Raw genomic sequence first — 23554 nt, 5'->3', positions numbered from 1 at the left:
CCCTATTTGATACAGAAACGCCCAAGGGTTGCTTAGGGTCCGTATGCTCCTCGGCACCCCGAACCTCATCCGGCAGCGCGACAGAAAGCGCGACACCGCCGTGCCGGGATCAGCCCCCCATGAACGTACTTCCGGAGATCGACGTCGCTCAGGCCGTGGCCAATCTTCTGGAACCCCTCGACCCGGCCCCCCGCCGCCGCGTGCTCACCTGGCTCGCCGCCCGGTTCAACGTGGACCCGGGCGTCGGGGAGGAACTGCTCAGCAGTAAGCGGTAGCAACGTCTTGATCCATGTCGATTACGACTTGTGACGGTTGCGTTCGCGACCGATGAGCCAGCCGATATGCCGTGGTCCGGCCTATGCCGAGCAGCCGAGCAGCTTCCATCAGCCCCACCACGAGTTGCTGGCTCGGCGCCGCCCCTACCGCACGCGGATCCGGCCGATGCAGCACCTCAGGACCAGTCTCCATCGTGTGTGTCTGGTCGTTCATCGGCCGCCCCCAGGACAGGCAGGTAGGTGCCGACCTTGGCCGGACGGGTTTCGGGCTGTGTCCCCCGATGGCCTCTTGGGCTCCTGCTGAAGATCCTTCAGTTTCCGTGAACCCCCGGGCTTCAACGGCTTGGTGAAGATGAGCAGGTCTTCGTGAGCGGTGGCGTGGATGGGCAGCCCGCGGGCCCAACCCTTGCGGGCCTCGTGCATCTGGAAGAACGACGCGCGGTTCAGCAGCCTGCCGCGTCCCAGCCCGCACAGCAGGCAGACGATCCGGTCGGCGAACGCCAATCCGGCACGCGCGGCGACCTTCTGTACGTGGCCGGGCAGGTCGACCAGCTCGCCCTGCTGCCGGTACGGGCGCACCGTCACCGCGACCACGCCGCCGGGCCGTAGCAGCTCGGTGCAGCCGGCGAGGATCTGGGCGAAGCCATCCAGGAGCACCGGCAGAGGCTGGTGGGCGAGGTTGGCGCGGTCGCGGGAGTAGCGCTGGTTGCGCTTGCGGATGCCGGGCTCGCCGCTGTCGCGGGTGGAGCGGATGTGGCCGTGCGTGGCCGACCCGTACGGCGGCGATGTGAGCACCAACGCCGCCCGGCCAGCCAGGCCGTGCAGCAGGCCGGCGATGCCGCGCGCGTCTCCGACAAGCACGGTGCCGGAACCGGTGGCGCCCTGGCGGCGGGCGTGAGCGAGGTTGGCGACCGCGAGCTTGGCCCAGCCCTGCTCGTACTCCACCCCGGCCGCGTTGCGGCCCAGGTGGACGGCTTCGACCAGGGTGGTGCCGATCCCGCACATCGGGTCGATCACCAAGTCGCCTGGCTGGGTGTAGGTGTCGATTACCTGGGCGGCGATGGCGGGCAGCATCTTGCCCGGGTGCTTCATGGATTCCGGCAGGTACCGGTTCTGCCGTTGGGAGCGGGACGGCTGCTGGCCGGTCGCCCACACCGATGTCGTCCCCTTGGTCATGCCTGCTCTCCTTCCAGCCATGCCTGATCGCCCAGCATCGGATGATCTCCTCGAACGCCGGCGTCCTCGGTTCGCGGTTTGGTGAAGATGAACACGTCACTGTGCACGCGGGCGCTGGCGGGCACGCCGGGAATGGGGGCGCCCGCTCTCGATACACCCCAGGTCAGGGGTGGCTCCATCTGCTGGCCATTGATCGGTGTACGCAGCGCGACGATGTGCTGCAGGTACAGCAGTCCCACCCGTTGGGTCTCTGCGATCAGGGCCGGGCCCGGGTCGGTGAGATTCTGCTCGCTGCGGTGCAGGCCGGTGACGACGACCAGGTGTCCTCCGGGCTTCAGCAGCGCCGCTGATCCGGCCAGATCGAGCGGCGCATGTCCGCGCGTGTCGGCCAGCTGGGCCGGCTGGGCCGCCGTGTCCGCCGTTTCCGCCAGTTCGTTTCGCCGAGACGGGCAAGCGTAGGTGAGCACGACCAAGGCGGCAGCCCCGGTCAGGTCTCTGATGCCGGTGAGCAGGGTGTCGGGACGGGTGAACCGGAGGTCGGCTACCTCCAGATCGTGCTCGGGGTGGCTGATGGCCAGGGCCCTGCCGATGGCCCGGGCTCGGACGGGGTCGGTGATGGTAGCGGCTGCCTGGCAGCCCATGGTGAGGGCGGTGGAGATGACGTGGTGGTCGGCGGCATCCAGGTCGATCACCAGGTCGCCGAGCCGGGTGCATGCAGTGATCAGGTGGCGGGCCAGCGGCCCGCTCACCGGGACGCAGCAACCGCTGCGGCAGGTGAGAACGGTTTCGGTGTCGGCAGCTGCCGGCCAGACGCTCAACGGCAGATGGCGTGCGTCCACCTCACGAGCGGTTCGGGCGGAAACGCGTGAGCGGACAATGATGGAGCGGTCGGAGTGCGTGGGTGCTGTCACGATGGTGTGGCCCGATCATCCGGGTCACCTGGTCCCTGTCACCTGTCTAAATACCGGCGCTGAGGACCGAGTTGGGACACAACGACAGGCAAAGATTCCGTCGCTCCCGGACTCAAAGCTTGGCGCGGAAGGCCGCCCCACCGCGCATCCGGGCAGAGCAACGGGTCCGCGTTATCGCACCCCCGGCTACCTCTGGGCCTGCGCTGTCTCCTTCGTCCGCTCCTGGGCCTGCGCGTCCGGGCCGCTGGGTTTCCGTACACACTCCGGACAAGACCCGGACAGAAACCGTCCATCGGCATCTGCCACCGAAATTGCTAATGGAGGTTGAGGCTGTAGCGGTCTCGCCAGAACGCCAGCATGATTCCGAGAAAAATTCGCTTATGCCGACGGACCTTCGGAATCACTCATGACTCTATGAATCCTTTTCGCTGGATATTCCGGATATGCGGAACGGATACACCTGGCTCTCTAGGGGGTCGGATAACAACCTGGCTTTCTTGCGCCAGCGTTCGCCCATAGTCTTGCGCCTGGCGGCACTGACGCCGCCGCACCTAACCGGGCTTTCTCCAAGGCGGTCATGATCGTTGCTGCTCAGCTCCTCCGACCTGACCCACGCTAAGGTCACCATGACATCCTTGAATCTTGGCTGCCGCCCGCTCGCCGGCGGCGTGGTGATCAGTGTGGCCGGCGAGCTCGATGCCACCAACGCCGACCCTCTGGAGACCTACATCGACCGGATGCGGCATCCGGGTCAGCCCGTGGTGCTCGACCTGGGCGGGTTCACCTTCATGGACAGCACTGGCCTGCAGGTCCTGCTCCGCGTCCACAGCAAGGTGCGCAACCAAGGCAGCGCCTTACACCTGGCCGCCGTGCGGGATCTGCCCGCCCGCGTGCTGCAGATCACCGAACTGTGGGACGCCTTCAACATCCATCCCAGCGCAGACTCGACGATCAGGGCACTGCTCAGCTCCCCTGTACCGGCGCCGCGCTTGCGGAGGCTGATGCGAGCCTGACTCAGCACTACCTGCCCGGCGCGAGCGTGATCACGATCGTTGTCAGTTTCCGAAGTCGAGTGCACGGATGTACGGAGTGGTCTGCACGCCCGCGGCGGATGTGCAGACCACTCGGTGGGATGTGTGGCTTAGCGGTGGGTGATCCACCAGAACAGCAGGCCGATGAGGCCGGTGCCGGTGGCATGGGCGGCGCCACGGGCGAAGGCGATACCGATGGTGCGACGGAAACGGCGGACGCCGGTCGAGCGGCGTCGCGCCGAGGGCAGGATCCTGTGGGGCGCCGGGGTGTTGGTGTGGGTCATGGCTGCATGACATCCAAGATGCCGACGGGGTTGAAGGTATGCCGGATGGGTCCGGATCTGTGGGGCTACGCTGCCGGTGAGCGGGGATCCGGACCGGTCCGTCTCGGATCCGGATGGCGGTCTCTGGCAGGTGAGGAGGCGGGGGGCGTGGCGGAGTTCCGGCCAGAGGGGTCGACCTCCCAGGTTCTGGCGGAGCTGGCCCGGCTGTGGGACCAGGCCCGCGTCCACAGCCCGGGCCGGGTGACGCAGAAGGAGCTCGCGAAGGTCTCGGGTGTGCCGCATTCGACGGTGAACGGGTGGGCGACGGGTGCCGCGGAGCCCCGTGATCTGGATCAGCTGGTTCAGGTCGGCGTGGCCTTGGCCAAGTGGGCGAACGAGCCTGCTCTATCGGCGCGTGAGTGGGGTCGGCTGATGGCTGCCGACCGGGCCCGCCCGGCTCCTGCGGCCCCCGCCGATGCCGACCGGTCCGGGCAGGCCGCCGTGGTCGAGCGGGTCAGGGTGGGGGTGATCCCGCAGCCGGCCGATTGCTTCCAGGAGCGCCAGGTCGCCGAACGCGTGCAGGCGGCGGCCGGTGTGGGCGAGACGGTAGTGCTGACCCAGGTGCTGGCGGGGATGGGCGGGGTCGGCAAGACCCAGCTGGCCGCCGCCTACGCCCGCCGCGCCTGGCAGCAAGGGGTGCAGGTGCTGGTGTGGGTGAACGCCGCCACCCGCGACGGCATCGTGTCCGCCTACGCCGACACAGCGGCGCACCTGGGCCTGCCGCCGGCCGATCGCGATGATCCCGAGCAGGCGGCGCAGGAGTTCCTGGTCTGGGCCGAGACCACCGGCCGGCCCTGGCTGGTGGTCTTGGACGATGTGCAACGTCCCAAGGATCTGAGTGGGCTGTGGCCGCCGGCGGCGACGTCGGCGGTGGGTGGTCGGGTGCTGGTCACCACCCGGCTGCGAGAAGCGGCCCTGGCCGGTGCGGATCGGCGCACGGTCGACATCGACACCTTCACCGAAGCCGAGGCCCATTCCTATCTGACGGCCAAGCTCGCCGGCCAGGACCCGGTCGCCGACCTGGACGCTCTGGCCGCCGATCTGGGGTTACTGCCGTTGGCGCTGGCTCAGGCGGCGGCCTACATCATCAACGCCGCCATCTCCTGCGCCGCCTACCGGCAACGGCTGGCCACCCGGCTGCTAGCCCACGCCGTACCGGGCGAGGACTACCTGCCCGACGGCCATCAGCGGATCGTCACCACCACCTGGGAGCTGTCCATCGACCACGCCGACCAGGCCGCACCCGCCGGGCTCGCCCGCCCGGTGCTGTATCTGGCCAGCGTCCTGGACCCGGCGGGCATCCCGCAAGCGGTGCTGACCAGCCCGCCCGCCCGGGAGTACCTGGCCAGCTACCTGCCCGACCTCGCAGCCGACTCCTCAATCGGGGAGGCGGCAGGGGTCGATGAGGCCATGGTGGATGAGGTGCTGCGGGTGCTGCACCGGCACAGCCTCGTGGACCACAACCGCACCGCCCGCCACCGTGAGATCCGCATCCATCAACTCATCCAGCGTGCCGCCCGGGAAAATCTCACCGCCCGGCCAGACCTCGGCCCGCACCTGTTCGCCGAAGTCGCCTGCACTGCCGCGGACGCTCTGCTGCACCTGTGGCCGCCGATCGAGCGCGACCATCTCGGTCAGATCCTGCGCGCCAACACCTCCATTTTACGCCATGCCACCGGAGCTGCTCTCTTCAGCCACCCCGGCATCGGTGTGCATCCTGTGTTGCCTTACGCCGTCGCCAGCCTCGGTAACGCTGGGCAGGTCACCGCCGCCATCGCCACGAGCAGCGATCTGTACACCGCCTGCCTGCAGCATCTCGGCCCCGACCACCCCGACACCTTGGCCACCTGCCACAACGTGGCGTACTGGCGGGGCCAGGCGGGGGACGCGGCCGGGGCTGTCGCCGCAGGCGAGGAACTGCTGGCCGACCAGGAGCGGGTGCTGGGCCCTGATCACTCCGACACCTTGGCCACCCGCCACAATCTGGCGCGATGGCGGGGCCAGGCGGGGGACGCGGCCGGGGCTGTCGCCGCGTTGGAGAAGCTGCTGACCGACCACTTGCGGGTGCTGGGCCCCGACCACCCCAACACCTTGGCCACCCGCCACAATCTGGCGGACTGGCGGGGGGAGGCGGGGGATGTGATAGGTGCGGTCGCCGCGTTTGAGGAGTTGCTGGCCGACCGCTTGCGGGTACTGGGCCCGGACCACCCCGACATCCTGACCGTCCGCCATAATCTGGCGCGGTGGCGGGGTGAGGCGGGAGACGCGGCCGGCGCTGTCGCCGCATATGAGGAACTGCTGGCCGACCGCCTGTGGGTGCTGGGCCCGGACCACCCCCATATCCTTGCCACCCGCCACAATCTGGCAGGGCTGCGGGGCCGGGCAGGAGATGTGACAGGTGCGGTCGCCGCGTTTGAAGAGCTGCTGGCCGACTACGAGCGGGTGCTGAGCCCCGATCACCCCGACCTCCTGGCCACCCGCCAAAAACTCGTGCGGTGGCGGGGGGAGGCGGGGGACGCGGCCGGGGCTGTCGCCGCAGCTGAAGAGCTGCTGGCCGACTACGAGCGGGTGCTGAGCCCCGATCACCCCGGCACCCTGGCCACCCGCCACAATCTGGCGGACTGGCAGGGTGAGGCGGGGGACGCGGCCGGCGCTGTCGCCGCATATGAGGAACTGCTGGCCGACTACGAGCGGGTGCTAAGCCCCGATCACCCCGACACCCTGGCCATGCGCGGCAATCTGGCATATTGGCGGGGCCGGGCGGGGGACACCTCGGGTGCGGTCGCCGCGTTTGAGGAGCTGCTGGCCGACCGCTTGCGGGTGCTGGGTCCCCATCACCCCGACCTCCTGGCCACCCGCCACAATCTGGCGCGCTGGCGGAGTGAGGCGGGGGACGCGGCCGGGGCTGTCGCCGCAGCTGAAGAGCTGCTGAGCGACCAGGAGCGGATGCTGGGCCCTGAGCACCCCGACACCCTGACCACCCGCCACGATCTGGCGTACTTGCGCGAATGGGCGGCCGGTCAGGAATAGACCGTTGCTCGTTCTCGGAAATGATCGAGTACCAGAGACGATCCGACAGACGGCGTCGGCGTTGGCGTGCCTCCTCTTGGTGTTTCATAAGCGACCGCCTGGCCGCCTATGAATCACCGCTCGCGGCGAGGCACGGCCAGGGCGAACACCGTTTCATAGGTCGGTGCAAATGAGTAGCGGTGTGAAACACTCCTATGAAACGATCCCGAGGGGCGACGCGTACCCCCTTGTGGAGGCACACGCATGCCCGATGACCTCCTGCGCCACCCCAGCCGGTTCGCCCTGCCAGACCGGCAAGGGCAAGGTGGCCGTCCAATACCACACCGCCCGCTTCCGGCTCGTGCCTGCACTCGCCAAGACGCTCACTGTGGCGACCCCGGCCGTGCGCAAGCCGGGCACGCTCTGGATCGAACTGCCCCGCCCCGCCGCGGCCGGCGCCGGACCGGCGGGGTACGTACGCATCGTCTACCCCCGCGCCTCCACCGTCCGCCAGTCCCTCGACACCCAGCTCGACGCGCTCAAGGCAGCCAGCGTCACCCGCATCTTCTCCGAGAGGATCTCCACCCGCGCCACCACCCGCCCCGAACTCGACCAGGCCGTCGCCCTCTCCCGCGAACTCCGCTCCGCGGGAGTCGCGGTCACGCTCGTGGTGCACGAGGACAAGCGGCTCGGCCGCGGCCTCGACCTGGCCGCCTTGGCCGAGCAGTTGCGCGCCGCCGGCCTCGGCCTGGAGTTCCTCACCCGGCGAGCTGCAGGGCTCAACACGACCCCTCCGGGGTCGTGTTCACCGTGCTGGCCGCGCTGTCGGGAATGGAACGCGAGTACATCCGCGACCGCACCCTGGAAGGCCACGAATCCGCCTGCAGCCGAGGCAAGACCAAGGGCGGCGCCGCCGTCACCGATGACGCCATGCTGTCCATGGCCCTGCACCTGCGCGAACACGACACCGACGCGGCAGCGGCGCCTGCCATGGGCCCGCGGCTCGGCGGCCAGCCCGGCCGATCACCTCGGCCCGCTGTCCATGCCGGGACCTCACCGCCTCCGGCGAACTGGAGACCTACATCGATCGCGTACGCCGCAGCCTGGACGAGCATCTGATCATCGACGCCAGCCGGCTGTCTTTCCTGGACAGCTCCGGCCTGGCCGTGCTGCTCGCCGCCGCGACCCTCGCCAAGGCTCATGGCGCCGCCCTACACCTGGCCGGACTGCAGCCCCGGGTGGCCCGGATCTTGGAGATCACCGGCTCCTGGCCAGTGGTGTGCACCTACGATCATGTCGACCAGGCAAGTGCCGCGACCGAGCGCTGAGCCGGCTGCATCAATTTCGACGGCCGCGCATGAGAGATCTCCCGGCGCGCGGTCCGGTGGCCTCGTAACACTCTTCGGCCTGCCACAACAGGTGCGGCGGAGTTTGCGCATCTTTGACTCATCAGAGCCGCTCCGGCGCTGTTTACGCAGGTCAGAGCCCTTCCGGTCGCGAAGCGGACACCGGCTGAATCGGAGCCTTCTCTGGCCGCCGGACACCTTTCATAACCGCGTTTGGCGAGGTCGGACGCGGTTTGGAAACGTCGCGCCGGCTTGTGGTGATCTTTGCTGAGGCCGGGGTCTGCCCGGACGCTGTCCGGTTCCTGTACGCGGCCTCTGGCGGCATGAGCAGCATCCCAATCCGCTCACCTGCATTTCGGGGGCTGCCATGTACGACACACGCTCTCACGCCGCCACGGCTCCGACCGCCGCCGCTACCACGCGCGAAACCGGCCCTGCCAGGACCACAAAGTCGCCCGGTTGCTCGAGCGGCACCTCGACCGCATCCGCGCAGGCGCGTCCACTGGATCTGGCCGAGCACGCGTTCATGCTGCTCATGCAGGGACGGCAGCCGCTCGCGGTCGATGGAGCCGCCCTCGGGCTCGGTCTCCCTGCCCGGCCGATTCCGCTGGATGAGCTGCGCGCCCTCCTCCTGCACCCGTCCTGCAGCCGGGCAACCCGGGACGAGGTCTGGCGGCACCTCATCGAACAGGCCCGCACTCATCGCGATGCCTGGATGGTGGGCGCCGTCGCGCTGGCGGCCCCCATGCTGCGCCGCCTGCTCAAGACCCTCACCCAGACGCTGCCCGTCGAGCGCGAGGAGTTGGAGGCCGAGGTGCTGGCCTGCTTCATGGAGGCGCTGTGCCGGGTGGAGCTGTCCTGGTCCCATCCGGTGCTGCGGCTGTCGCGGCTGACCCAGTTCGCCGTCCTTCGCGCCCACGCCATCGACCGGCCCGATCTGTTGCCCGAGCCGGACATGAGCGACGGGCAACGTGCGCTGCGCTACCCGGACGGGCATGCCGACCTGCTGCTGGAGCGGGCGGTTGAGCTGGGCGTCATCACCGCCCAAGCGGCCGAGCTGATCTCGATGACCCGCCTGGAGGCCATCTCGCTCAGCACCTACTGTCGCGCCCGCGGTCTGCTGTATTGCACCGAGCTCAAACGCCGCCAGCGCGCCGAAGCCCGCCTCCGGCAGGCCCTGCTCAGCGGCGAGCTGTCCGGCAACGCCGAGTGAACCAGCACTCCGGCCGTCGTCATGCGTCGGGGCCGGACGGTCATGAACGGGCAAATTCCGCCGGTCTCGGTGTCTGATTTCGGCCCTTGACCCCGGTCTTTTAGCAGCTGAAAGGCAGCGCGGACGGCACCGGACCCGGGACGGGTCGCACCCGGCCACCGGTTCCTGTCACCACCGGAACGCCACCCGCACCCATCGCTGAAGGAGGACGCCCACCCGGCCTCGCCCGGGCCCGGGCCTCCGCGCCACCTTTCCCACCCAACCTCGCGTCCATCTGCCCGGGGAGGCAGTCGTGATCCCGCGTTCCCGCTTCACCACTCGCAAGACCTTGCTCATCACCGCCGTCATCGTCGCCGCCGTGACGCTCGGCACCCTGCTGGAACTCGCCTTGGCCCACTTCGCTCAAGCCACCGCAGCGGGCCTGTCCCTCGAAGCGGTCGCCGACGGCGGCAAGGGCGCCGGCTCGCTGAACCAGGTGATCGACAACCTGCGCAACGTCATCGTCGGCCTGCTGGTCGCCCTCGCCACCCTGTTCCTCACGGTGGGCGGGGTCCGCTACATCCTGGCCGGCGGCGACCCCGGCGAGGTCGAAGCGGCCAAGAAGACCCTGCGCTACGCCGCCCTCGGCTACGGCATCGCGGTGCTCGCGCCGCTGCTGGTCACCGTCCTCAAAGGCATCGTCGGAGCCTGACGGTGACCCGCCACCCACCGCCACGCCCACCCATCGCGAGCACGTTCGCGACCGTCAGACGCGGCCTAGCGCAGCTCATCACCATCACCGCCATCACGCTCACCGTCACAACCGTCCAAGCCGCCGCCGAGCCAGACCCGCCGTCCGTCCCTTCACCAACATCGAATCCGCTGCCCACTCCGCCCGTCATACCCACGCCCGCTCCGACCTCGACGCCCACGATGCCGACCGGGCCGATGCTCACGCCACCGCCACACCCACATCCCGGCACCGAGCCCACCGTCCCGGTGCCGGTGCCGGCGTCAGAGCCGGCGCCGCAGGAGGGCGGCGCGCACGACTGCGGCTGGCTGGACTTCGGCTGCAAGATCAACCAGGCGTTGAACGGCTGGTTCGGCGGAATCGTGACCGAGGCGATCCAGCCGGCCTTCCGGGTGGTCGGGACGCTGCTGCTGTCCGCGCCGCCACCCTCCATGCTCGCCCGCGTGCAGGAGCTGTCGGCGCACGTGCGGGTGGTGGCCAACGCGCTGCTGGCGCTGTTCGTCCTGGCGGGCGGTGTGATCGTGATGGCCTACGGCAGCGTGCAGACCTCCACCACCGCCGCTGAGGTCGCGCCTCGGGTGGTGGTGGCCGCCATCGCGCTCAACTTCTCGCTCACCGTCTGCCAGCACGCCATCGATCTGGCCAACGGCCTGGTCGCGGCGTTGCTCGGCGACGGGGTGGACGGCAAGCGGGCCGGCGACCTGATCGCCAACAAGCTCGCCAATCCGGTCGGGCAGGCGCAGAGCCCGCAGATGTTCCTGATCTGGATGATCGGGCTGGCCGTGGTGATGGGCCTGCTCCTGGCCTTTATCGCGATCGTGCGCGTCGCGCTGCTGCTGTTCCTGATGATCGCGGCGCCGCTGGCGCTGCTGTGTCACGCGCTGCCGCAGACCGAGCACATCGCCCGGCTGTGGTGGCGCGCCTTCACCGGGCTGCTGGTCATGCAGGTGCTGCAGGCGCTGGTGCTCATCCTGGCGTTCAAGGTGTACTTCACCGACTCCACCGACGCCTTCACCACCGGCCCCGATCAGCCCGTCGTGGCGGCGGTTAAGCCGATCGTCACACGCGCGATCGACACCCTGATGCTGATCGGGCTGCTGTTCATCCTGATCAAGATTCCCGGCTGGGTGGCCCGCTCTGTCTGGCAGCCCGCCCAGCCCCAGCTACTCACTCGCCTGGTCAAAGGCTTGATCGTCTACAAAACGATGGGCCTGGCCAAAACCGCCCTGGCCAGGAACGGCAGAGCGGCCCGCGCTGCGAAGAGCGCCTCGAGCAGGCGCCGTCCGCCGCCCGGCGCCACAGGCACGGCACGCCGCCGCGCTGCCCGACCGCATGGCGGACCAGCGGGAGCGCGACCGACGGGCCGACCCACCACGGGAGGAACAACACCGGTGAACACGCCCAACCCGCCCGGCCAGCGCGGCCATCAGCAGCTCCAGCTCCCCCTCAATCTTCCGCCGACACCGACAACGGGGGCACGGCGGACGGGATCCGCAGCCGGACGGGGACGCCAGCTCGTGTTGCCGTTCCCGGTCACTCGCGTGCCACGCCCGCCCACGCCGCCCGCTCCGACCGTGCGCAGTGGCCCGTGGATCCGGCCGAAACCGCCTTGGACCCAGCCGATGCTGCCCGGCATGCCCACCCGTCCGGCCCGGCCACGGCAACTTCTGCTCCGCCTTGATCCGCCGCCGAGCCGCGCACGCAGGAGAGACGGCCGATGAACGAGCCGGAGCCCCTTGTGGCGCGCATTCCCGCCGATATCAATTGCCCGGACAAGATCGCCTACGGGCTGACCTTTCGTCAAATCCTCATCGTCACCCTGACCGGCGGCGTCGCCGCCGCCGTCTATTACCTGTTCCATCAGCTCCTGCCCGTGATCATCCTCGCGGCCATCGTCCTGCCGCTTGTGGCGCTCGGCCTGACCATCGCGCTCGGGCGACGCGACGGACTCAGCCTGGACCGCTTCGCCCTGGCCGTCCTGCTCCACGCCCGCGCCCGCAAGCAACTGGTGTCCGCGCCCGACGAGGTCGCCGAACCGCCCCGGTGGTGCCGGTTGCGCGGCAAACTGCCCGCCCCGCTACGCCTGCCGGTACGGGCGATCCGCACCGACGGCGCCCTCGAACTCGCCGACGGAGGCGTCGCCGTCCTCGTCGAAACCAGCACCCTGTCCTTCCACCTGCGTACGACCAGCGAGCAGGCGGCCCTGGTCGGGGCGTTCGGCCGGTGGCTGAACTCGCTGGAGGCACCCGTGCAGATCCTCGCCCGTGCCCGCCCCGCCGACCTGTCCCATCTGATCGTGACCGTCGAGCAGCAGGCGGAGGTGCTCCCGCACGCCGCATTGGCCAACGCCGCTCGAGAGCACGCCGACTACCTGATCGAGCTGAACAGCTCCCGTGAGCTGCTGGCCCGTCAGGTGCTCGTGGTGCTGCGCGACCACCCCGCCACCACGAAGGGACGGCGCTCGGTACGCCGTGACGCCTGCGCTGCCGTCGTCTTGCGGCGGGCCGCCGAGGCCGAGCGGAGCCTGGCCGCGCTCGGTGTCGCCGCCCGCGTTCTGGACGCCGACGCCGCCAGCCAGGTGCTGGCCGAATGTCTCGACCCCGGCGGCCTGCACCCGCTCGGCCAAGCACTGCCGGACGAACCCATCACCGCCACCAGGAGCACGCCGTGAAGCTGTGCCGACGCAACCGCGAGCACCAGCCCAGCACCCTCTCCCACCCCGGGTCGGCACTCGTCGGCGCCCGGACCCTGACCCTGCCCGACGCCGTTTGCGCGTCGTTCGTGGTGACCGGCTACCCGCGCGAGGTCGGCGCGGGATGGCTGGAGCCGCTGCTCACCTACCCCGGACACCTGGATGTGTCCCTGCACGTCGAGCCGATCCCGCAGCAGGTCGCGGCCATGCGGCTGCGCCGCCAGCTCGCCCGTCTGGAATCGGCCAGCCGTTCCGACGCCGCCCACGGCCGGCTCGCCGATTTCGCTGCCGAAGCCGCCGCCGATGACGCCACCGATCTGGCCGAGCACCTCGCCCGAGGTCATGGCCGCCTGTTCAAGGTCGGCCTCTACCTGACCGTCAACGCCGCTACGGAACCCGAGCTGGCCGCCGAGGTGGAGCGGGTCCGGGCGCTGGCCTCGTCCCTGCTGCTGGATGCGCAACCGGCGACGTTCCGCGCCTTGCAAGGCTGGACGACCAGCCTCCCGCTCGGCGTCGATTCTCTCGGCGCGACACGGACGTTCGACACCACCGCGCTGGCGGCGGCCTTCCCGTTCACCTCGCCCGACCTGCCCACGTCGGTCGGACAGAGCGGGGTGTTGTACGGGTTGAGCGCCAGCAGCTCCGGCGTCGTCGTGTGGGACCGCTACGCCCAGGACAACCACAACTCCGTCGTCCTCGCGCGCTCCGGCGCGGGCAAGAGCTTCTTCACCAAACTCGAAGCCCTGCGCCTGCTCTACCAAGGCGTCGAAGTAGCCGTGGTCGATCCCGAAGATGAATACGCACGCCTGGCGCACGCGGTCGGCGGCACCTGCCTGCACCTCGGCGCCGCTGGTGTGCGGTGGAACCCCTTCGGCCTGCCCGCCAGCCACGGCCCCCGCGACGACGTGCTGTCCCGGCGGGCCATGTTCCTGCAAACCCTGATCGCCACCATGCTCGGCGGCACTGCGCTCACCCCGCAGACACGCGCGGTTCTGGATTCCGCGATCATCGCCACCTACCAGGCCGCCGGGATCACCCGCGATCCTGCCACCTGGACCCGGCCCGCGCCGCTCCTCGCCGATCTGGTCACCGCACTTACCAGAAAAGGATCTGGAGGGCAGGCGGGTGCAGAGCTGGCCGCGCAGCTGGTCCCCTACGTCACCGGCTCCTACCGGGAACTGTTCGACGGCCCGACCACCACCCACCCAGCCGGGCACCTGACCGTCTTCTCCCTCCGCGACCTGCCTGAGGAGATGAAGGCCGTCGGCACCCTGCTGGCGTTGGATGCGATCTGGCGGCGCGTGGCCAACCCGCGCGACCGCAAGAAGCGCCTGGTCGTCGTGGACGAAGCCTGGCTGCTGATGAAGGAGCCCGAAGGTGCCCGCTTCCTGTTCCGGATGGCGAAGGCGGCCAGGAAGCACTGGGCCGGGCTCGCCGTCGTCACCCAGGACGCCGCCGACCTGCTCGGCTCCGAACTGGGCCAGGCGATCGTGGCCAACGCCGCCAGCCAGATCCTGCTCCGCCAGGCCCCGCAAGCCATCGCCGCCGTCGGCGACGCCTTCGACCTGACCGACGGCGAACGCCAGTTCCTGCTCACCGCCGAACGCGGCGAGGCTCTCCTGGTCGCCGGCCCCGCCAGCCGCGTCGCCCTCAGCGTTGTCGCCTCCCTGTCGGAAACCGTGCTGGTCACCACGGACCCAGCCCATCTCGCCGAGCTCGGCCAACACGACCCGCGACCACAACCACCTGTTCTATCCGGCGCCACTCAGATCGGCGCTCACCACCAGGACGAGGAGAGCGACCCGCTATGACCAGGAACCCGTCACTCGATCAAGGCGTGCCGTGCCTGCTCTGCGATATCGACGACCACGATGTCCAGACCGTCCTCGATTTCCTCGCCGAGCTGCCCATCCGCCTGCCTGAACTCGCCCTCGCCTACGGGCCCCGCATCGCCCTGGCCCTCACTGTCATCTGGGCGGTGGCTGCCGCCGTTCGCTACCTGCTCGGCTGGCTCCACCATGCCGACATGACCCCCGGCGCACGCGTGGTCGACATCTCTAGCCCGCCGCGTAGTGATCCCGAAGGCGCGCTGGTGCTGTGGCGGCAACTCATCGGCCTGCTCCGCCCAGCGTGGAAGCGCACCTTCACCGGCCAGCCGCACCTGGTGTGGGAGTACTGCGGCAGCAACGCGGGCGTCCGTATCCGCCTGTGGGTGCCCGGCACCATCCCGCCAGGCATCGTGGAGAAGGCCATCCACGCCGCCTGGCCGGGAGCTACCACCACGACCAGTCCCGCCACCTCGCCCCTGCCGGTGGAGGCCGAGGTCGCGGGCGGCCGGCTGGTGCTGGCCGCGCCCGAGCACCTTCCGCTCAAGACCGACCACGACCATGACCCCGTCCGCTCCCTGCTGGAGGCGATGGGCGGACTGCGCGAGGGCGAGCACGCCGTGGTCCAGGTGCTGGCCCGCCCGACGACGGGCAGGCGGCTGCGTCGCGCCTACCGAGCAGCCGCTCATCTGCGCGGAGGAGGAAGCCGCCGCCTCCTCGGCCGCGTCTTCGACGAGGTCCTCCCCCTGCCCGACGCCCGCGACCACCACCGCCCCAGCGACCTGGCCCGCGACTTCCCCGAACGCGCCGAACAAGTCCGCGCCGTCCTGGCCAAGGCAGGCCAGCCACGCTACGCGGTCGCCATCCGCTACGCCGTCGCCACCAGTCGCGAACCCCTCTCCACCGCCGCCGCGACAGTCCGCCCGGAGTCTGCTGATCTGGTCCGTGGCTGGCTGCGCGGGCACGCGCACACCCTGGCCGGCGTCTTCGCCTTGTACACCGGAAGCCACCAATACCTGCGCCGAGCCCGCCTCTGGCGCGCCCGCCGGGTGGTCAACTCGCGCCGCCTCGACTCCGGCTACCTGCTATCCGTCGCCGAGCTGGCGGCGCTCGCGCACCTGCCCTGGGACATCGACGCCCCCGGCATCACCCGCGCCGGAGCCCGCCCCATCGCCCCCTCCCCGGCCGTACCCCGCACCACGGCGGCCGGAACCGCCCGTATCCTGGGCAACGCCGACAGCGGCCCACCACGGCCCGTAGCGCTACCGGTGGCCGACGGACGCCACCACACCCACGTCCTGGGCGGCACCGGCGTCGGCAAATCCACCCTGCTCGCCAACCTCATCCTCACTGACGCAGCCGCAGGCCGGGGCGCCCTGGTCATCGACCCCAAGGGCGACCTGATCACCGACATCCTCAACCGCCTGCCCAAGCGGGCGATCGGCAGAACCGTCGTCTTCGACCCGCAAGACCCGGCCCCGCCACCCTCGATCAACATCCTCGCCGGGCACGACCCCGCCTTCGCCGTCGACTCCGTCGTCACCATCTTCCACCGCTGCTTCTCCACAGCCTGGGGACCCCGTGTGGACGACCTGCTCCGTTCCACCTGTCTCACCCTGACCAGCGTCCTGGGCCCCAAGGCCACCCTCGCCGAGGTACCTCGGCTGCTCACCGATCAGGCCTTCCGCACCCAGATCGTCGCCCGGCTGGAGGACAACCTGCTGAACGGTTTCTGGGACTCCTACGAAGCCCTCACCCCAGCCGGGCAAGCAACCGTGATCGGCCCGGTCATGAACAAACTCCGCGCCGTCCTGCTCCGCCCCTTCGTCCGACAGGCGCTGGCCAGCCCGGACACCACCGTCCCCATCGGTCGGCTCCTCGACCGAGGCGGCCTGGTCCTGGCCCGCCTCCCGAAGGGCATCCTCGGCGACGACGCCGCCCGGCTCTTCGGCTCCATCCTGCTCGCCCACACCTGGCAAGCCACCACCCGCCGCACCCACCTTGCCGAAACCGACCGGCCCGACGCCTCACTGGTGATCGACGAGTGCCATAACTTCCTCAATTTGCCCGGCCGCATCAACGACGTCCTGGCCGAAGCGCGCGGCTACCGCCTCTCCCTGGTCCTGGCTCACCAGCACCTCGACCAACTCCCTCACGACCTGCGCGAAGCGCTCTCGGCTGACGCCCGCAACAAGATCTACTTCAACGCCTCCCCCAAAGACGCGAACGAGTTGAAGCACCACACTGCGCCGCTGATCAGCCCACACGACCTCACCCATTTGGGCGCCTACCAGGCCGCCGCCCGCCTCGTCATCGACGGGCAGCAAACCTCCGCGTTCACTCTGCGCACCCGCCCTCTCCCAACAGCGATCGAGGGCCGCGAAGAAGAGATCCGGCAGGCATCACGCGAGCAGTTCACCCAGCCGGACAGCGCGGCCCAGCGGCCCGCCCGCAGGCCACGCCGCCACACCAGCCTGGGACCCGACCTGCGCACTGGCCTCCGCAACGGGCATCCCGGCCACGACGAGAGCGCCTGACCCGCCAACCAGCCCATCGACCGGTCCACCACCGGCGCCCTATGCCCTCAGGAGATTCCGCTATGCCCGCAACTCGTATCCCACTCGGCCTGCCGCGCTTCGACGCTGACGCCATGGCCACCGCCGCCGCCCGGCTCACCCCTCGCGACTACCAGATCCTGGAGCACCTCCTGCACCACCGCGTGCTGACCACTCACCAGCTTGAGCGGCTGTTCTTCACCAAGCCGCAGCCCACCCGCCGCCGCCTGGGCATCCTGCGCAAGCTCCACACCATCACCCGCTACCGGCCCTGGACCCCCTACGGCGGCTCCGCCCCCTGCCACTGGGTGCTCGGCCGCGTGGGAGCCGAGCTCCTCGCCCTGCGCAGCCACACCACCACCAAAGAGCTCGGCTACCACCCCGACCTGGCCATGTCGATCTCCGTCTCGGCCAAGAGCGGTCACCAGCTCGGCGTCAACGACTTCTTCGTCGACCTGCGCTACCGGGCCCGCCACGCTCCTGAGGCTCGCCTGCGCGAGTGGTTGTCGGAAAGACAGTGCGCCACGATCTGGGGCGGCCTGGCCCGTCCCGATGCTTTCGGCTGCTGGTACGAAAACGGCCGCCAGATCGACTTCTTCCTCGAACACGACACCGGCAGCATGACCCTGGCCAAGGTCGCCGACAAACTCGCCACCTACGCCGATCTCACCGAGGCCACCCAGATCACCACCCCGGTGCTGTTCTGGCTACCCAGCCGAACCCGCGAGACCAATCTCCGCGCCGTCATCAAGGCCACCGAGATGCCCGTCGCCACCGCCGTCCAAACCGACCTCGACGACGGCCCCGCCGGACCCTGCTGGCTCCCCCTTCCCAGCCGGGCAGGTCAGCCTCGGATGAGGCTCGCCGAACTCATCAACGCCTGGCCCCACCTCACCCTCGGCCGAACCTCAGAACAACCCCCCGCCACCGACGATTACCTCGACGGCCTATTTCCCAAGGAGGACGAGAGCAGGTGAAGGCGGCCGCGGCCGGCGCCGCCTTCCTGCTGCTCATCGCCCCGGCTTTCGTCGCAGCCGCCACCAGCATCCTGACCGACTCACCCACACCCGGCGGCATCGCCTGCGCGATCACACCCAGCACCACGAGCAGCATGGCGGGCAGGCCGGTCGCGGCTCCGGCGTCAGCGCGTACGGCACCGACGCCGGACTTGGACGCCGAGCAGCAGGCCCACGCGTCGCTCATCGTCCAGGTCGCCATCGAGCGCAGGCTGCCCGCGCGAGCAGCCGTCATCGCGGTCGCCACCGCCCTTCAGGAGTCCAAGCTGCGTAACCTGCGCCACGGGCATCTCGACAGCCTTGGGCTGTTCCAGCAGCGCCCTTCGCAAGGCTGGGGGACACCCGAGCAGATCCTCGACCCCCGTCACGCCACCGACACCTTCTACGACCGGCTCGTGAAGGTGCCGCGCTGGGAGCGGCTCCCGCTGACCCGAGCCGCTCAGACCGTGCAGCGATCCGGCTTCCCAGACTCCTACGCGCCGTGGGAGCAGCTCGCCCAGCGCACCGTCGATGCCCTCACCGGAAGCTGCGTGACCGTCATCCCCGGCGAGCAGGTCGCCGCCATCATCGCCTACGCCCACGCCCAACTCGGCAAGCCGTACCTGTGGGGAGCCGAAGGACCGGCCGCCTTCGACTGCAGCGGCCTGACCATGCGCGCCTACCAAGCCGCCGGAATCTCCATCCCACGAGTAGCAGCCGACCAATGGCGGCACGGGCCTCCCGTTCCGCTCAGCCAGGAGCAGCCCGGCGACCTTGCCTTCTTCCGAATGGAAGCCGACGGCCCTGGACACGTCGGCCTCGTCATCGGAAACAGGCAGATGATCCACGCCCCCAACCGGCGCAGCGTCGTCAGAATCGACACCTATCAGCGCAGCGACTTGATCGGGTTCACCCGCCCCGTCGCCCACCCCACCATCGGTCAGCCTGATCCACGCTGACCGTAGGCCACAGCGACAGCATTGCCGCGTACGGGATGGCACGTCGCACCGGCCGCCGTGCCTGCTCTCGGACCGTGAACAGGACCGCCAGCCCCGGCCATGACCCGGCCGGTCCGCCCGGGATGACACCACAATGGGGGCCATAGCCGCATCCGGCATAGCGTCGTCCGACACTCCGTGGACTGCCTATCCGGCGGGTGAGCTGCACGTTTCTTCCCCAAACTCGTAGTCACACAGAGCGATGTGTCCGATACTGTTCGGAAGGTTCTCCAGCGGCACCAGGTGAAGGAGACGCCCCGTGTGCGCGATGCGGTTCGCCCCGTCCCAGCTCATCGTCAGCCTCTCCTACGACCTGAACAACCCGATGAAGATCCGCGCCAAGCACAAGGTCGCCGGCATGCTTCTGCTCGACCGCGACCACGCCAACCGCCTCGAAAAGGGCTGGAACGTGCCCGGCGTCTACCTCCTGCTCGACCGGCCCGACCACGAGGGCCGGTGGGGAGCCTACGTCGGCAAGGCCACCACACCCGGCCTGCGCCACCGCGTGCTGCAGCAGCTCAAGGACCGCGACCACTGGTACCGAGCCCTGCTCATCCGCTACGAGTCCAACGAGGATGAGACGCTCAACAGCAGCGAGGCCGGGTGGCTGGAAGGACGGCTCTACGACCACCTCGTCAAGGCCGGGCAAGTCGATCTGCGCAACCGCAACCGGCCCCGCGACCCGACCCTGTCCGATGACGACGAGACCAGCCTCATCGACTACCTGCTGCCCATCGAGTCCGTGCTCCGGCTCATCGGACACACCCTCTACCCGCTCCCCGCCGACGCCTCCGACGGCGGCGGCCCGCTCTTCAAGCCGATCAAACCTGAGCCCAGGCCGGTCAAGCCCGCCCCCTACGTGAGTCCGCTCGGCCTGGGGCCCAATCCGTACCTGATGCGGAACCCCACACCCGAAAAGGTGAGGAAGAAGGTCGCGCTCATCATGGCGGGCAAACACCCTCGGGTCATGGGGAAAGATCCAAGCAGACCGGCCTGATCCGGTGGTGCAGGAGGTATGCCCCGGCCAGCACACTTTCACTGTGCTGGACGGGCATGCCACCTACGCCACCGGTTCAGGCGCTACCGGCCATGTCCTCCTCCGCTACCAGCTCTTCTCCGCCGCAGATGCGGCAGGCGCGTTCCTCCTCGGCGGTGAGCACCACGGCGGGCAGCTCAGGAAGGCCGATGGTCACGGCCTTGCACAGGCGGTGCCAACCGTCGATGATCAGGATGCCGCCGGTCGGGACTGTGGCCGCGATCAGCGGCTCGGACAGATCCACCTGGGCCGCGTGCTCGGCGTCGATGGCGACCAGGTTGAGCATGGCCGCCCACCATTCGGTCACGATCACCCCCTCCGGGGCCCGGCCCTGAGTGAGCTTCTTGGCGGCGGTGATGTCCCAGCTCCAGCCGAGCATCTGGAAGAACTCCAGACGAGATCGATCCGTCCGCTTCGGCTCCGGCCCGTTCGTGGCCGGATACTCGGGAGCGAGGGCCGTGGGCTCGCTGGTGCCAGTGCAGTGGGGGTGGGGGTGGGTCATGCCGTGGCCTCCTGCCCGGTCGAAGCACTGGGGGTCTGCTGGCGGGAGCAGGCCGGCGCGAGTGTCTCGGCTTGGGCGAGGAAGGTGCGGGCGGCGTCTTGCCGGATGAGTGCCAGGCTGCGGTTGAGGTGGTCGAGGGCGAGTTCGCGCTCGCTGTCCACCCTGGGCGCCGGTGCGGGCATCGCGGGTTCGGGAGGGGTGGGGTTGTTGGCGTAGGGGGCGATCCAGGAGATGAACCTGGCGATGGCCTGAGCTGGGCGCAGGCCGCCGCCGTCGGCGTATTCAAGGTGCCGGGCCACCAGATGCCACCACGTGCAGAGGGTCTGCGCATACAGGATGTCGTAGATCTGCTCGGCGGTCAGCCGCTCGCCCCGGCCAAGACGCCGGAACAGGTCATCGGTGTGATGCTGGCGGACGCTGCGGGCATGCTCGGTGATCGCCTCCAGTCGGCCCGGGACTCCGTCGGGTGGTGCGCCGGTAGCAGGATGCGGCGGGGAGTTTTTCATGACCTTGGTGTCCTTTCCTTCGGGGGTGTTGCCAGCGCCGGGATGCGCTCGCGCGGTCGGCTGCTCGGTCATGGCGCTACGGGCGTCGTCGTTGCGGCCGAGCCGTCGGAGTGGTCGTGGTCGGCGGCCGTGGCCGTGACCGGGTTGGCTGCCTGGTGGATGAGGTGCTGGGTGAGCAGGTGGCCGCTGTCGCTGAGGAAGTCGCGGGCGGCCATGCGGGCGGCGTGGGCGAGGGCGTGATCGAACAACGTGCCCGGCCGGGCGGCTGGAGGTTCCCCGGTGAGGTAGTGGCGGGCCCAGGAGCGCACCCGCCGTACCGCGTGATCGGAGGTCAGCTCCTTCCCGGTGATCTCCTCCTCCACCAGATCCCACCAGGCGCGTGATGCCTGGGCGTGGACGGTGACGAACAGCTGCTCGCCGGTCAGGCGTTGCCCGTTCTGCAAGGCGAAGATCGCTTTGGCTGCCGCTGTGTAGCAGGCGTGGCGGGTGGCGGTGATCTTCTCGGTGGTCAGCTGATCGCACGAGGGCCACGCCTGGTCGTTCTGGCCGGTGGTGGTGGTGTCCTGCGCGGGGGTGATGCTGCTGGGCGGACGGGGCGGCGGCAGGGGGTCGGGCTGGTAGGGGTCATCCATCGGGTGCTGTCCTTTCGCTGAGTGACAGGGCTGGTGAGGGATGAGGGTCATGGGGTGGCCGCCTGATCGGCAGCTCGACGCCGCCCCGGTGCATGGCGTCATGGACGGCGCCCCTCTCCCGGGGCCTGCTCGGTCGCGGGCGTGGCTGGCGTGGTCTCGTCGGCCGGGCGGGTGTCGTGATCGGTGAGGAGGGCCAGCGCGTCGACGAGTTTCTCGGTCGCGTCGAGAAAGGCGCGCGCGCCGCCCCTGCGGCATTCGGCCATCGCCAGGGCGAACAAGCCGCCGTTGTTCACCGGGCGGGCGTTGATCAGCAGGTCCTGGGCCCGTTGCCGCACGGTGAGCAGTGCGGTCGCGCCGTCAACGCTCTCCTCGCGGCCGTGGGTGAGGTCGGTGACCTGCTGCCACCACGTCATCCGCTGGTAGGCGTAGGCGATGCGGCCCAGGTCCTTGTCGTGCAACGTGCCCTCGTCGTCCAGGCTGGCGATGCGGTTGAGCGCCTCGCCGAGTTCCCACCGGGCGGCGGTGGCGTGGTGAATGGCCAGGTCTTCGAGTCGTCCCATGACGATCTCCTTCGTAATCGGTCGCTGACGTACGCGGGGTGGGCGGGGTCGGCCGATCGGGCAGCCCCGGCCGGGGGCCGCCGTCGGCCGGGCGCCGCCGGGGTTAGGGCGGGCGGTCTGTGCAGCGGGTTCCGGGGATCGGGCCGGTGTGTGTCCGGTACGGCCCCGGAACGGGCCGCACCGGATGCCGGGGACTGGGGGTCAGGCGGTGGCCAGGAGCCGGAACGCGCGCGCCTTGAGCTTGGCGTTGTCGTGGTCATCCAGCAGCGCCCGCTCCGCCCGCACGGTCGCCACATCGCGGCTGCCGAACACCGGGCTCTTGTGGTCCAGCCGCTCGGTCACCGCGTTGTACGCCGCCCACCGCGTGTTGCGGATCGGCTCCTGAGTCGGCGCCTGTGCGAACAGGTACTCCAAATCCCGCATGGTCAGGTCGTGATTGCGCTTGGCCAGCTCTTTCGCGTCGGACGGCAGGGGGTGCAGGCGGGCGGCGAACTGCCGGAACTCCTTCACATCCATCGGCACCGCGAGGAGCTTTTCGGCTTCGGCGGCGAACGCCTGACCGTGCCGCCACGTCAGTTGCAGCGCCTCGCGTGCCTCGGCGATGCGCCCGGCCATCCGGCCGGTGTGCCGGACAGTGAACTTCGAGGCGTGATGGGCCAGCGCGGCTCGTTCGGTGTTGGCGCACACCACCCGGACCGGGGTCGCCACGGTGACGAACGACCCCCACCCGTCATGCCGGGAAAACGCCGCCAGGTACAGGTCGACCTGATCGAACCCGCCGACCATGAGCGGCTCGGGCAGGCGCATGGTGACGAAGATCCTTCGCCCGTTGTTCAGCGATCCGCCGGTGTCGAACACCGCCCCGGATTCGTCCACGAGGGTCTGCAGGAACGCGGTGACGTCTTCGTTCTGCAGCACCTCGTACTCTTTGCCGACACGGCCGAGCCGTTCGGGCTCTCCGGTGACGGGGTTGGTGCGCACCACGAGGAAGTCCTCGTCCGTGGTGACGGGCTGTCCGGTGACCGGGTCGGTGACCTGGCAGACCGGTACTTTGCGCACGTTCCACCCGGCGAGCTGGGCGTGGGACAGCAGGTCCTCGGCGGTCATCGGGCCGGGCGCGGTGTAGCCGAGCCCGTGCCAGCCGGGCTTACCGGCGGCGGCGAATCCGGCCGAACCGTTGGCGAAGATCTCGATTTCGTGAGCCATGACAGTGCCTTTCTGATGCGGGTTGTTCTGCT

23 protein-coding genes and 1 pseudogene are annotated in these 23554 nt (G+C 69.7%); 15 read left to right on the top strand and 9 right to left on the bottom strand.

Annotation, left to right across the window (positions count from 1 at the left end; all coding sequences use genetic code 11):
- The first annotated feature begins 119 nt into the window (after positions 1 to 119).
- Complete coding sequence (locus tag AB0J69_RS40630) at positions 120 to 275, top strand: hypothetical protein (protein WP_364129195.1); 156 nt, start codon at positions 120 to 122, stop codon at positions 273 to 275.
- A gap of 210 nt (positions 276 to 485) precedes the next feature.
- Here the strand turns inward: AB0J69_RS40630 and AB0J69_RS40625 are convergent, their stop codons facing one another.
- Together AB0J69_RS40625 and AB0J69_RS40620 are read right to left on the bottom strand one after the other, a co-directional pair.
- Positions 486 to 1451 (bottom strand): DNA methyltransferase, encoded by a 966-nt coding sequence (locus AB0J69_RS40625; protein WP_364129192.1) that lies wholly within the window; start codon positions 1449 to 1451, stop codon positions 486 to 488.
- A complete protein-coding gene (locus AB0J69_RS40620) occupies positions 1448 to 2269 on the bottom strand; it encodes a hypothetical protein (protein ID WP_364129189.1) in 822 nt (273 codons plus the stop codon). Before AB0J69_RS40620 ends, AB0J69_RS40625 begins: the two co-directional genes overlap by 4 nt.
- Positions 2270 to 2946: 677 nt before the next feature.
- On the opposite strand from AB0J69_RS40620, the gene AB0J69_RS40615 reads away from it, so the two are divergent.
- Complete coding sequence (locus tag AB0J69_RS40615) at positions 2947 to 3375, top strand: STAS domain-containing protein (protein WP_364129187.1); 429 nt, start codon at positions 2947 to 2949, stop codon at positions 3373 to 3375.
- A gap of 128 nt (positions 3376 to 3503) precedes the next feature.
- Here AB0J69_RS40615 and AB0J69_RS40610 read toward each other — a convergent pair whose 3' ends face one another.
- Positions 3504 to 3677 carry a hypothetical protein gene (locus AB0J69_RS40610; RefSeq protein WP_364129185.1) on the bottom strand — a complete coding sequence of 58 codons (174 nt, stop codon included), beginning with the start codon at positions 3675 to 3677 and terminating at the stop codon, positions 3504 to 3506.
- A gap of 147 nt (positions 3678 to 3824) precedes the next feature.
- Between AB0J69_RS40610 and AB0J69_RS40605 the strand changes: the two genes are divergently transcribed.
- From AB0J69_RS40605 to AB0J69_RS40580, 6 genes and pseudogenes are all read left to right on the top strand, one after another.
- Positions 3825 to 6746 (top strand): tetratricopeptide repeat protein, encoded by a 2922-nt coding sequence (locus tag AB0J69_RS40605; RefSeq protein WP_364129182.1) that lies wholly within the window; start codon positions 3825 to 3827, stop codon positions 6744 to 6746.
- A 169-nt stretch (positions 6747 to 6915) separates the two neighbouring features.
- Positions 6916 to 7434 (top strand): annotated as a pseudogene (locus tag AB0J69_RS40600) (recombinase family protein); the annotation flags it as partial.
- A gap of 92 nt (positions 7435 to 7526) precedes the next feature.
- Positions 7527 to 7844 (top strand): hypothetical protein, encoded by a 318-nt coding sequence (locus AB0J69_RS40595; protein WP_364129236.1) that lies wholly within the window; start codon positions 7527 to 7529, stop codon positions 7842 to 7844.
- Positions 7748 to 8053 (top strand): STAS domain-containing protein, encoded by a 306-nt coding sequence (locus tag AB0J69_RS40590; RefSeq protein ID WP_364129228.1) that lies wholly within the window; start codon positions 7748 to 7750, stop codon positions 8051 to 8053. Before AB0J69_RS40595 ends, AB0J69_RS40590 begins: the two co-directional genes overlap by 97 nt.
- Before the next feature lie 544 nt (positions 8054 to 8597).
- Positions 8598 to 9284 (top strand): hypothetical protein, encoded by a 687-nt coding sequence (locus AB0J69_RS40585; protein ID WP_364129180.1) that lies wholly within the window; start codon positions 8598 to 8600, stop codon positions 9282 to 9284.
- Between the two features lie 292 nt (positions 9285 to 9576).
- A complete protein-coding gene (locus tag AB0J69_RS40580) occupies positions 9577 to 9975 on the top strand; it encodes a pilin (protein WP_364129177.1) in 399 nt (132 codons plus the stop codon).
- On the opposite strand, the gene AB0J69_RS40575 is transcribed toward AB0J69_RS40580, so the two are convergent.
- Entirely contained in the window at positions 9953 to 10447 is a 495-nt protein-coding gene (locus AB0J69_RS40575) for a hypothetical protein (RefSeq protein ID WP_364129174.1), read from the bottom strand. The genes AB0J69_RS40580 and AB0J69_RS40575 overlap by 23 nt on opposite strands.
- A gap of 10 nt (positions 10448 to 10457) precedes the next feature.
- Between AB0J69_RS40575 and AB0J69_RS40570 the strand changes: the two genes are divergently transcribed.
- The 7 genes from AB0J69_RS40570 (at position 10458) to AB0J69_RS40540 (ending at position 20077) form a co-directional block, all read left to right on the top strand.
- The gene (locus tag AB0J69_RS40570; protein ID WP_364129172.1) at positions 10458 to 11735 is read left to right on the top strand and encodes a hypothetical protein; all 1278 of its coding nucleotides are present in this window, start codon (positions 10458 to 10460) and stop codon (positions 11733 to 11735) included.
- The gene (locus AB0J69_RS40565; RefSeq protein ID WP_364129170.1) at positions 11732 to 12685 is read left to right on the top strand and encodes a PrgI family protein; all 954 of its coding nucleotides are present in this window, start codon (positions 11732 to 11734) and stop codon (positions 12683 to 12685) included. The genes AB0J69_RS40570 and AB0J69_RS40565 overlap by 4 nt, the downstream gene beginning before the upstream one ends.
- Positions 12682 to 14517: an ATP-binding protein gene (locus AB0J69_RS40560; RefSeq protein ID WP_364129167.1), complete on the top strand. Its 1836-nt coding sequence runs from the start codon at positions 12682 to 12684 to the stop codon at positions 14515 to 14517. Before AB0J69_RS40565 ends, AB0J69_RS40560 begins: the two co-directional genes overlap by 4 nt.
- Positions 14514 to 17069: a type IV secretory system conjugative DNA transfer family protein gene (locus tag AB0J69_RS40555; RefSeq protein ID WP_364129165.1), complete on the top strand. Its 2556-nt coding sequence runs from the start codon at positions 14514 to 14516 to the stop codon at positions 17067 to 17069. Before AB0J69_RS40560 ends, AB0J69_RS40555 begins: the two co-directional genes overlap by 4 nt.
- Positions 17070 to 17131: 62 nt before the next feature.
- On the top strand, positions 17132 to 18064 hold the full coding sequence (locus AB0J69_RS40550; RefSeq protein ID WP_364129162.1) for a replication-relaxation family protein: 933 nt from the start codon (positions 17132 to 17134) through the stop codon (positions 18062 to 18064).
- Positions 18061 to 19041 carry a C40 family peptidase gene (locus AB0J69_RS40545; RefSeq protein ID WP_364129159.1) on the top strand — a complete coding sequence of 327 codons (981 nt, stop codon included), beginning with the start codon at positions 18061 to 18063 and terminating at the stop codon, positions 19039 to 19041. Before AB0J69_RS40550 ends, AB0J69_RS40545 begins: the two co-directional genes overlap by 4 nt.
- A gap of 298 nt (positions 19042 to 19339) precedes the next feature.
- Entirely contained in the window at positions 19340 to 20077 is a 738-nt protein-coding gene (locus AB0J69_RS40540; RefSeq protein WP_364129157.1) for a hypothetical protein, read from the top strand.
- A 76-nt stretch (positions 20078 to 20153) separates the two neighbouring features.
- Here AB0J69_RS40540 and AB0J69_RS40535 read toward each other — a convergent pair whose 3' ends face one another.
- The 5 genes from AB0J69_RS40535 to AB0J69_RS40515 all read right to left on the bottom strand — a co-directional run bounded on the left by AB0J69_RS40535 (position 20154) and on the right by AB0J69_RS40515 (position 23522).
- On the bottom strand, positions 20154 to 20618 hold the full coding sequence (locus tag AB0J69_RS40535) for a hypothetical protein (protein WP_364129154.1): 465 nt from the start codon (positions 20616 to 20618) through the stop codon (positions 20154 to 20156).
- Positions 20615 to 21196: a hypothetical protein gene (locus AB0J69_RS40530; RefSeq protein WP_364129151.1), complete on the bottom strand. Its 582-nt coding sequence runs from the start codon at positions 21194 to 21196 to the stop codon at positions 20615 to 20617. The genes AB0J69_RS40535 and AB0J69_RS40530 overlap by 4 nt, the downstream gene beginning before the upstream one ends.
- Positions 21193 to 21756, bottom strand: coding sequence for a hypothetical protein (locus tag AB0J69_RS40525; RefSeq protein ID WP_364129148.1), 564 nt, complete (start codon positions 21754 to 21756; stop codon positions 21193 to 21195). The genes AB0J69_RS40530 and AB0J69_RS40525 overlap by 4 nt, the downstream gene beginning before the upstream one ends.
- A gap of 98 nt (positions 21757 to 21854) precedes the next feature.
- Entirely contained in the window at positions 21855 to 22316 is a 462-nt protein-coding gene (locus AB0J69_RS40520; RefSeq protein ID WP_364129146.1) for a hypothetical protein, read from the bottom strand.
- A gap of 201 nt (positions 22317 to 22517) precedes the next feature.
- Positions 22518 to 23522 (bottom strand): DUF932 domain-containing protein, encoded by a 1005-nt coding sequence (locus AB0J69_RS40515; RefSeq protein WP_364129143.1) that lies wholly within the window; start codon positions 23520 to 23522, stop codon positions 22518 to 22520.
- Positions 23523 to 23554 lie beyond the last annotated feature (32 nt).

The sequence above is a fragment of the Nonomuraea sp. NPDC049709 genome (genome assembly GCF_040674815.1).
GTDB lineage: Bacteria > Actinomycetota > Actinomycetes > Streptosporangiales > Streptosporangiaceae > Nonomuraea.
Note: the sequence above shows the minus strand (reverse complement) of the source record. Positions and strands in the feature narration are given on the sequence as shown.

Excerpts from the sequence above, each read along its gene's own strand:
- AB0J69_RS40565 (WP_364129170.1), top strand. The coding sequence starts at position 11,732 with ATGAACGAGCCGGAGCCCCTTGTGGCGCGCATTCCCGCCGATATCAAT.
- AB0J69_RS40535 (WP_364129154.1), bottom strand. The coding sequence starts at position 20,618 with ATGACCCACCCCCACCCCCACTGCACTGGCACCAGCGAGCCCACGGCC.
- AB0J69_RS40550 (WP_364129162.1), top strand. The coding sequence starts at position 17,132 with ATGCCCGCAACTCGTATCCCACTCGGCCTGCCGCGCTTCGACGCTGAC.
- AB0J69_RS40530 (WP_364129151.1), bottom strand. The coding sequence starts at position 21,196 with ATGACCGAGCAGCCGACCGCGCGAGCGCATCCCGGCGCTGGCAACACC.
- AB0J69_RS40555 (WP_364129165.1), top strand. The coding sequence starts at position 14,514 with ATGACCAGGAACCCGTCACTCGATCAAGGCGTGCCGTGCCTGCTCTGC.
- AB0J69_RS40585 (WP_364129180.1), top strand. The coding sequence starts at position 8,598 with ATGCTGCTCATGCAGGGACGGCAGCCGCTCGCGGTCGATGGAGCCGCC.
- AB0J69_RS40525 (WP_364129148.1), bottom strand. The coding sequence starts at position 21,756 with ATGGATGACCCCTACCAGCCCGACCCCCTGCCGCCGCCCCGTCCGCCC.
- AB0J69_RS40575 (WP_364129174.1), bottom strand. The coding sequence starts at position 10,447 with ATGGAGGGTGGCGGCGCGGACAGCAGCAGCGTCCCGACCACCCGGAAG.
- AB0J69_RS40630 (WP_364129195.1), top strand. The coding sequence starts at position 120 with ATGAACGTACTTCCGGAGATCGACGTCGCTCAGGCCGTGGCCAATCTT.
- AB0J69_RS40515 (WP_364129143.1), bottom strand. The coding sequence starts at position 23,522 with ATGGCTCACGAAATCGAGATCTTCGCCAACGGTTCGGCCGGATTCGCC.
- AB0J69_RS40520 (WP_364129146.1), bottom strand. The coding sequence starts at position 22,316 with ATGGGACGACTCGAAGACCTGGCCATTCACCACGCCACCGCCGCCCGG.
- AB0J69_RS40625 (WP_364129192.1), bottom strand. The coding sequence starts at position 1,451 with ATGACCAAGGGGACGACATCGGTGTGGGCGACCGGCCAGCAGCCGTCC.
- AB0J69_RS40610 (WP_364129185.1), bottom strand. The coding sequence starts at position 3,677 with ATGACCCACACCAACACCCCGGCGCCCCACAGGATCCTGCCCTCGGCG.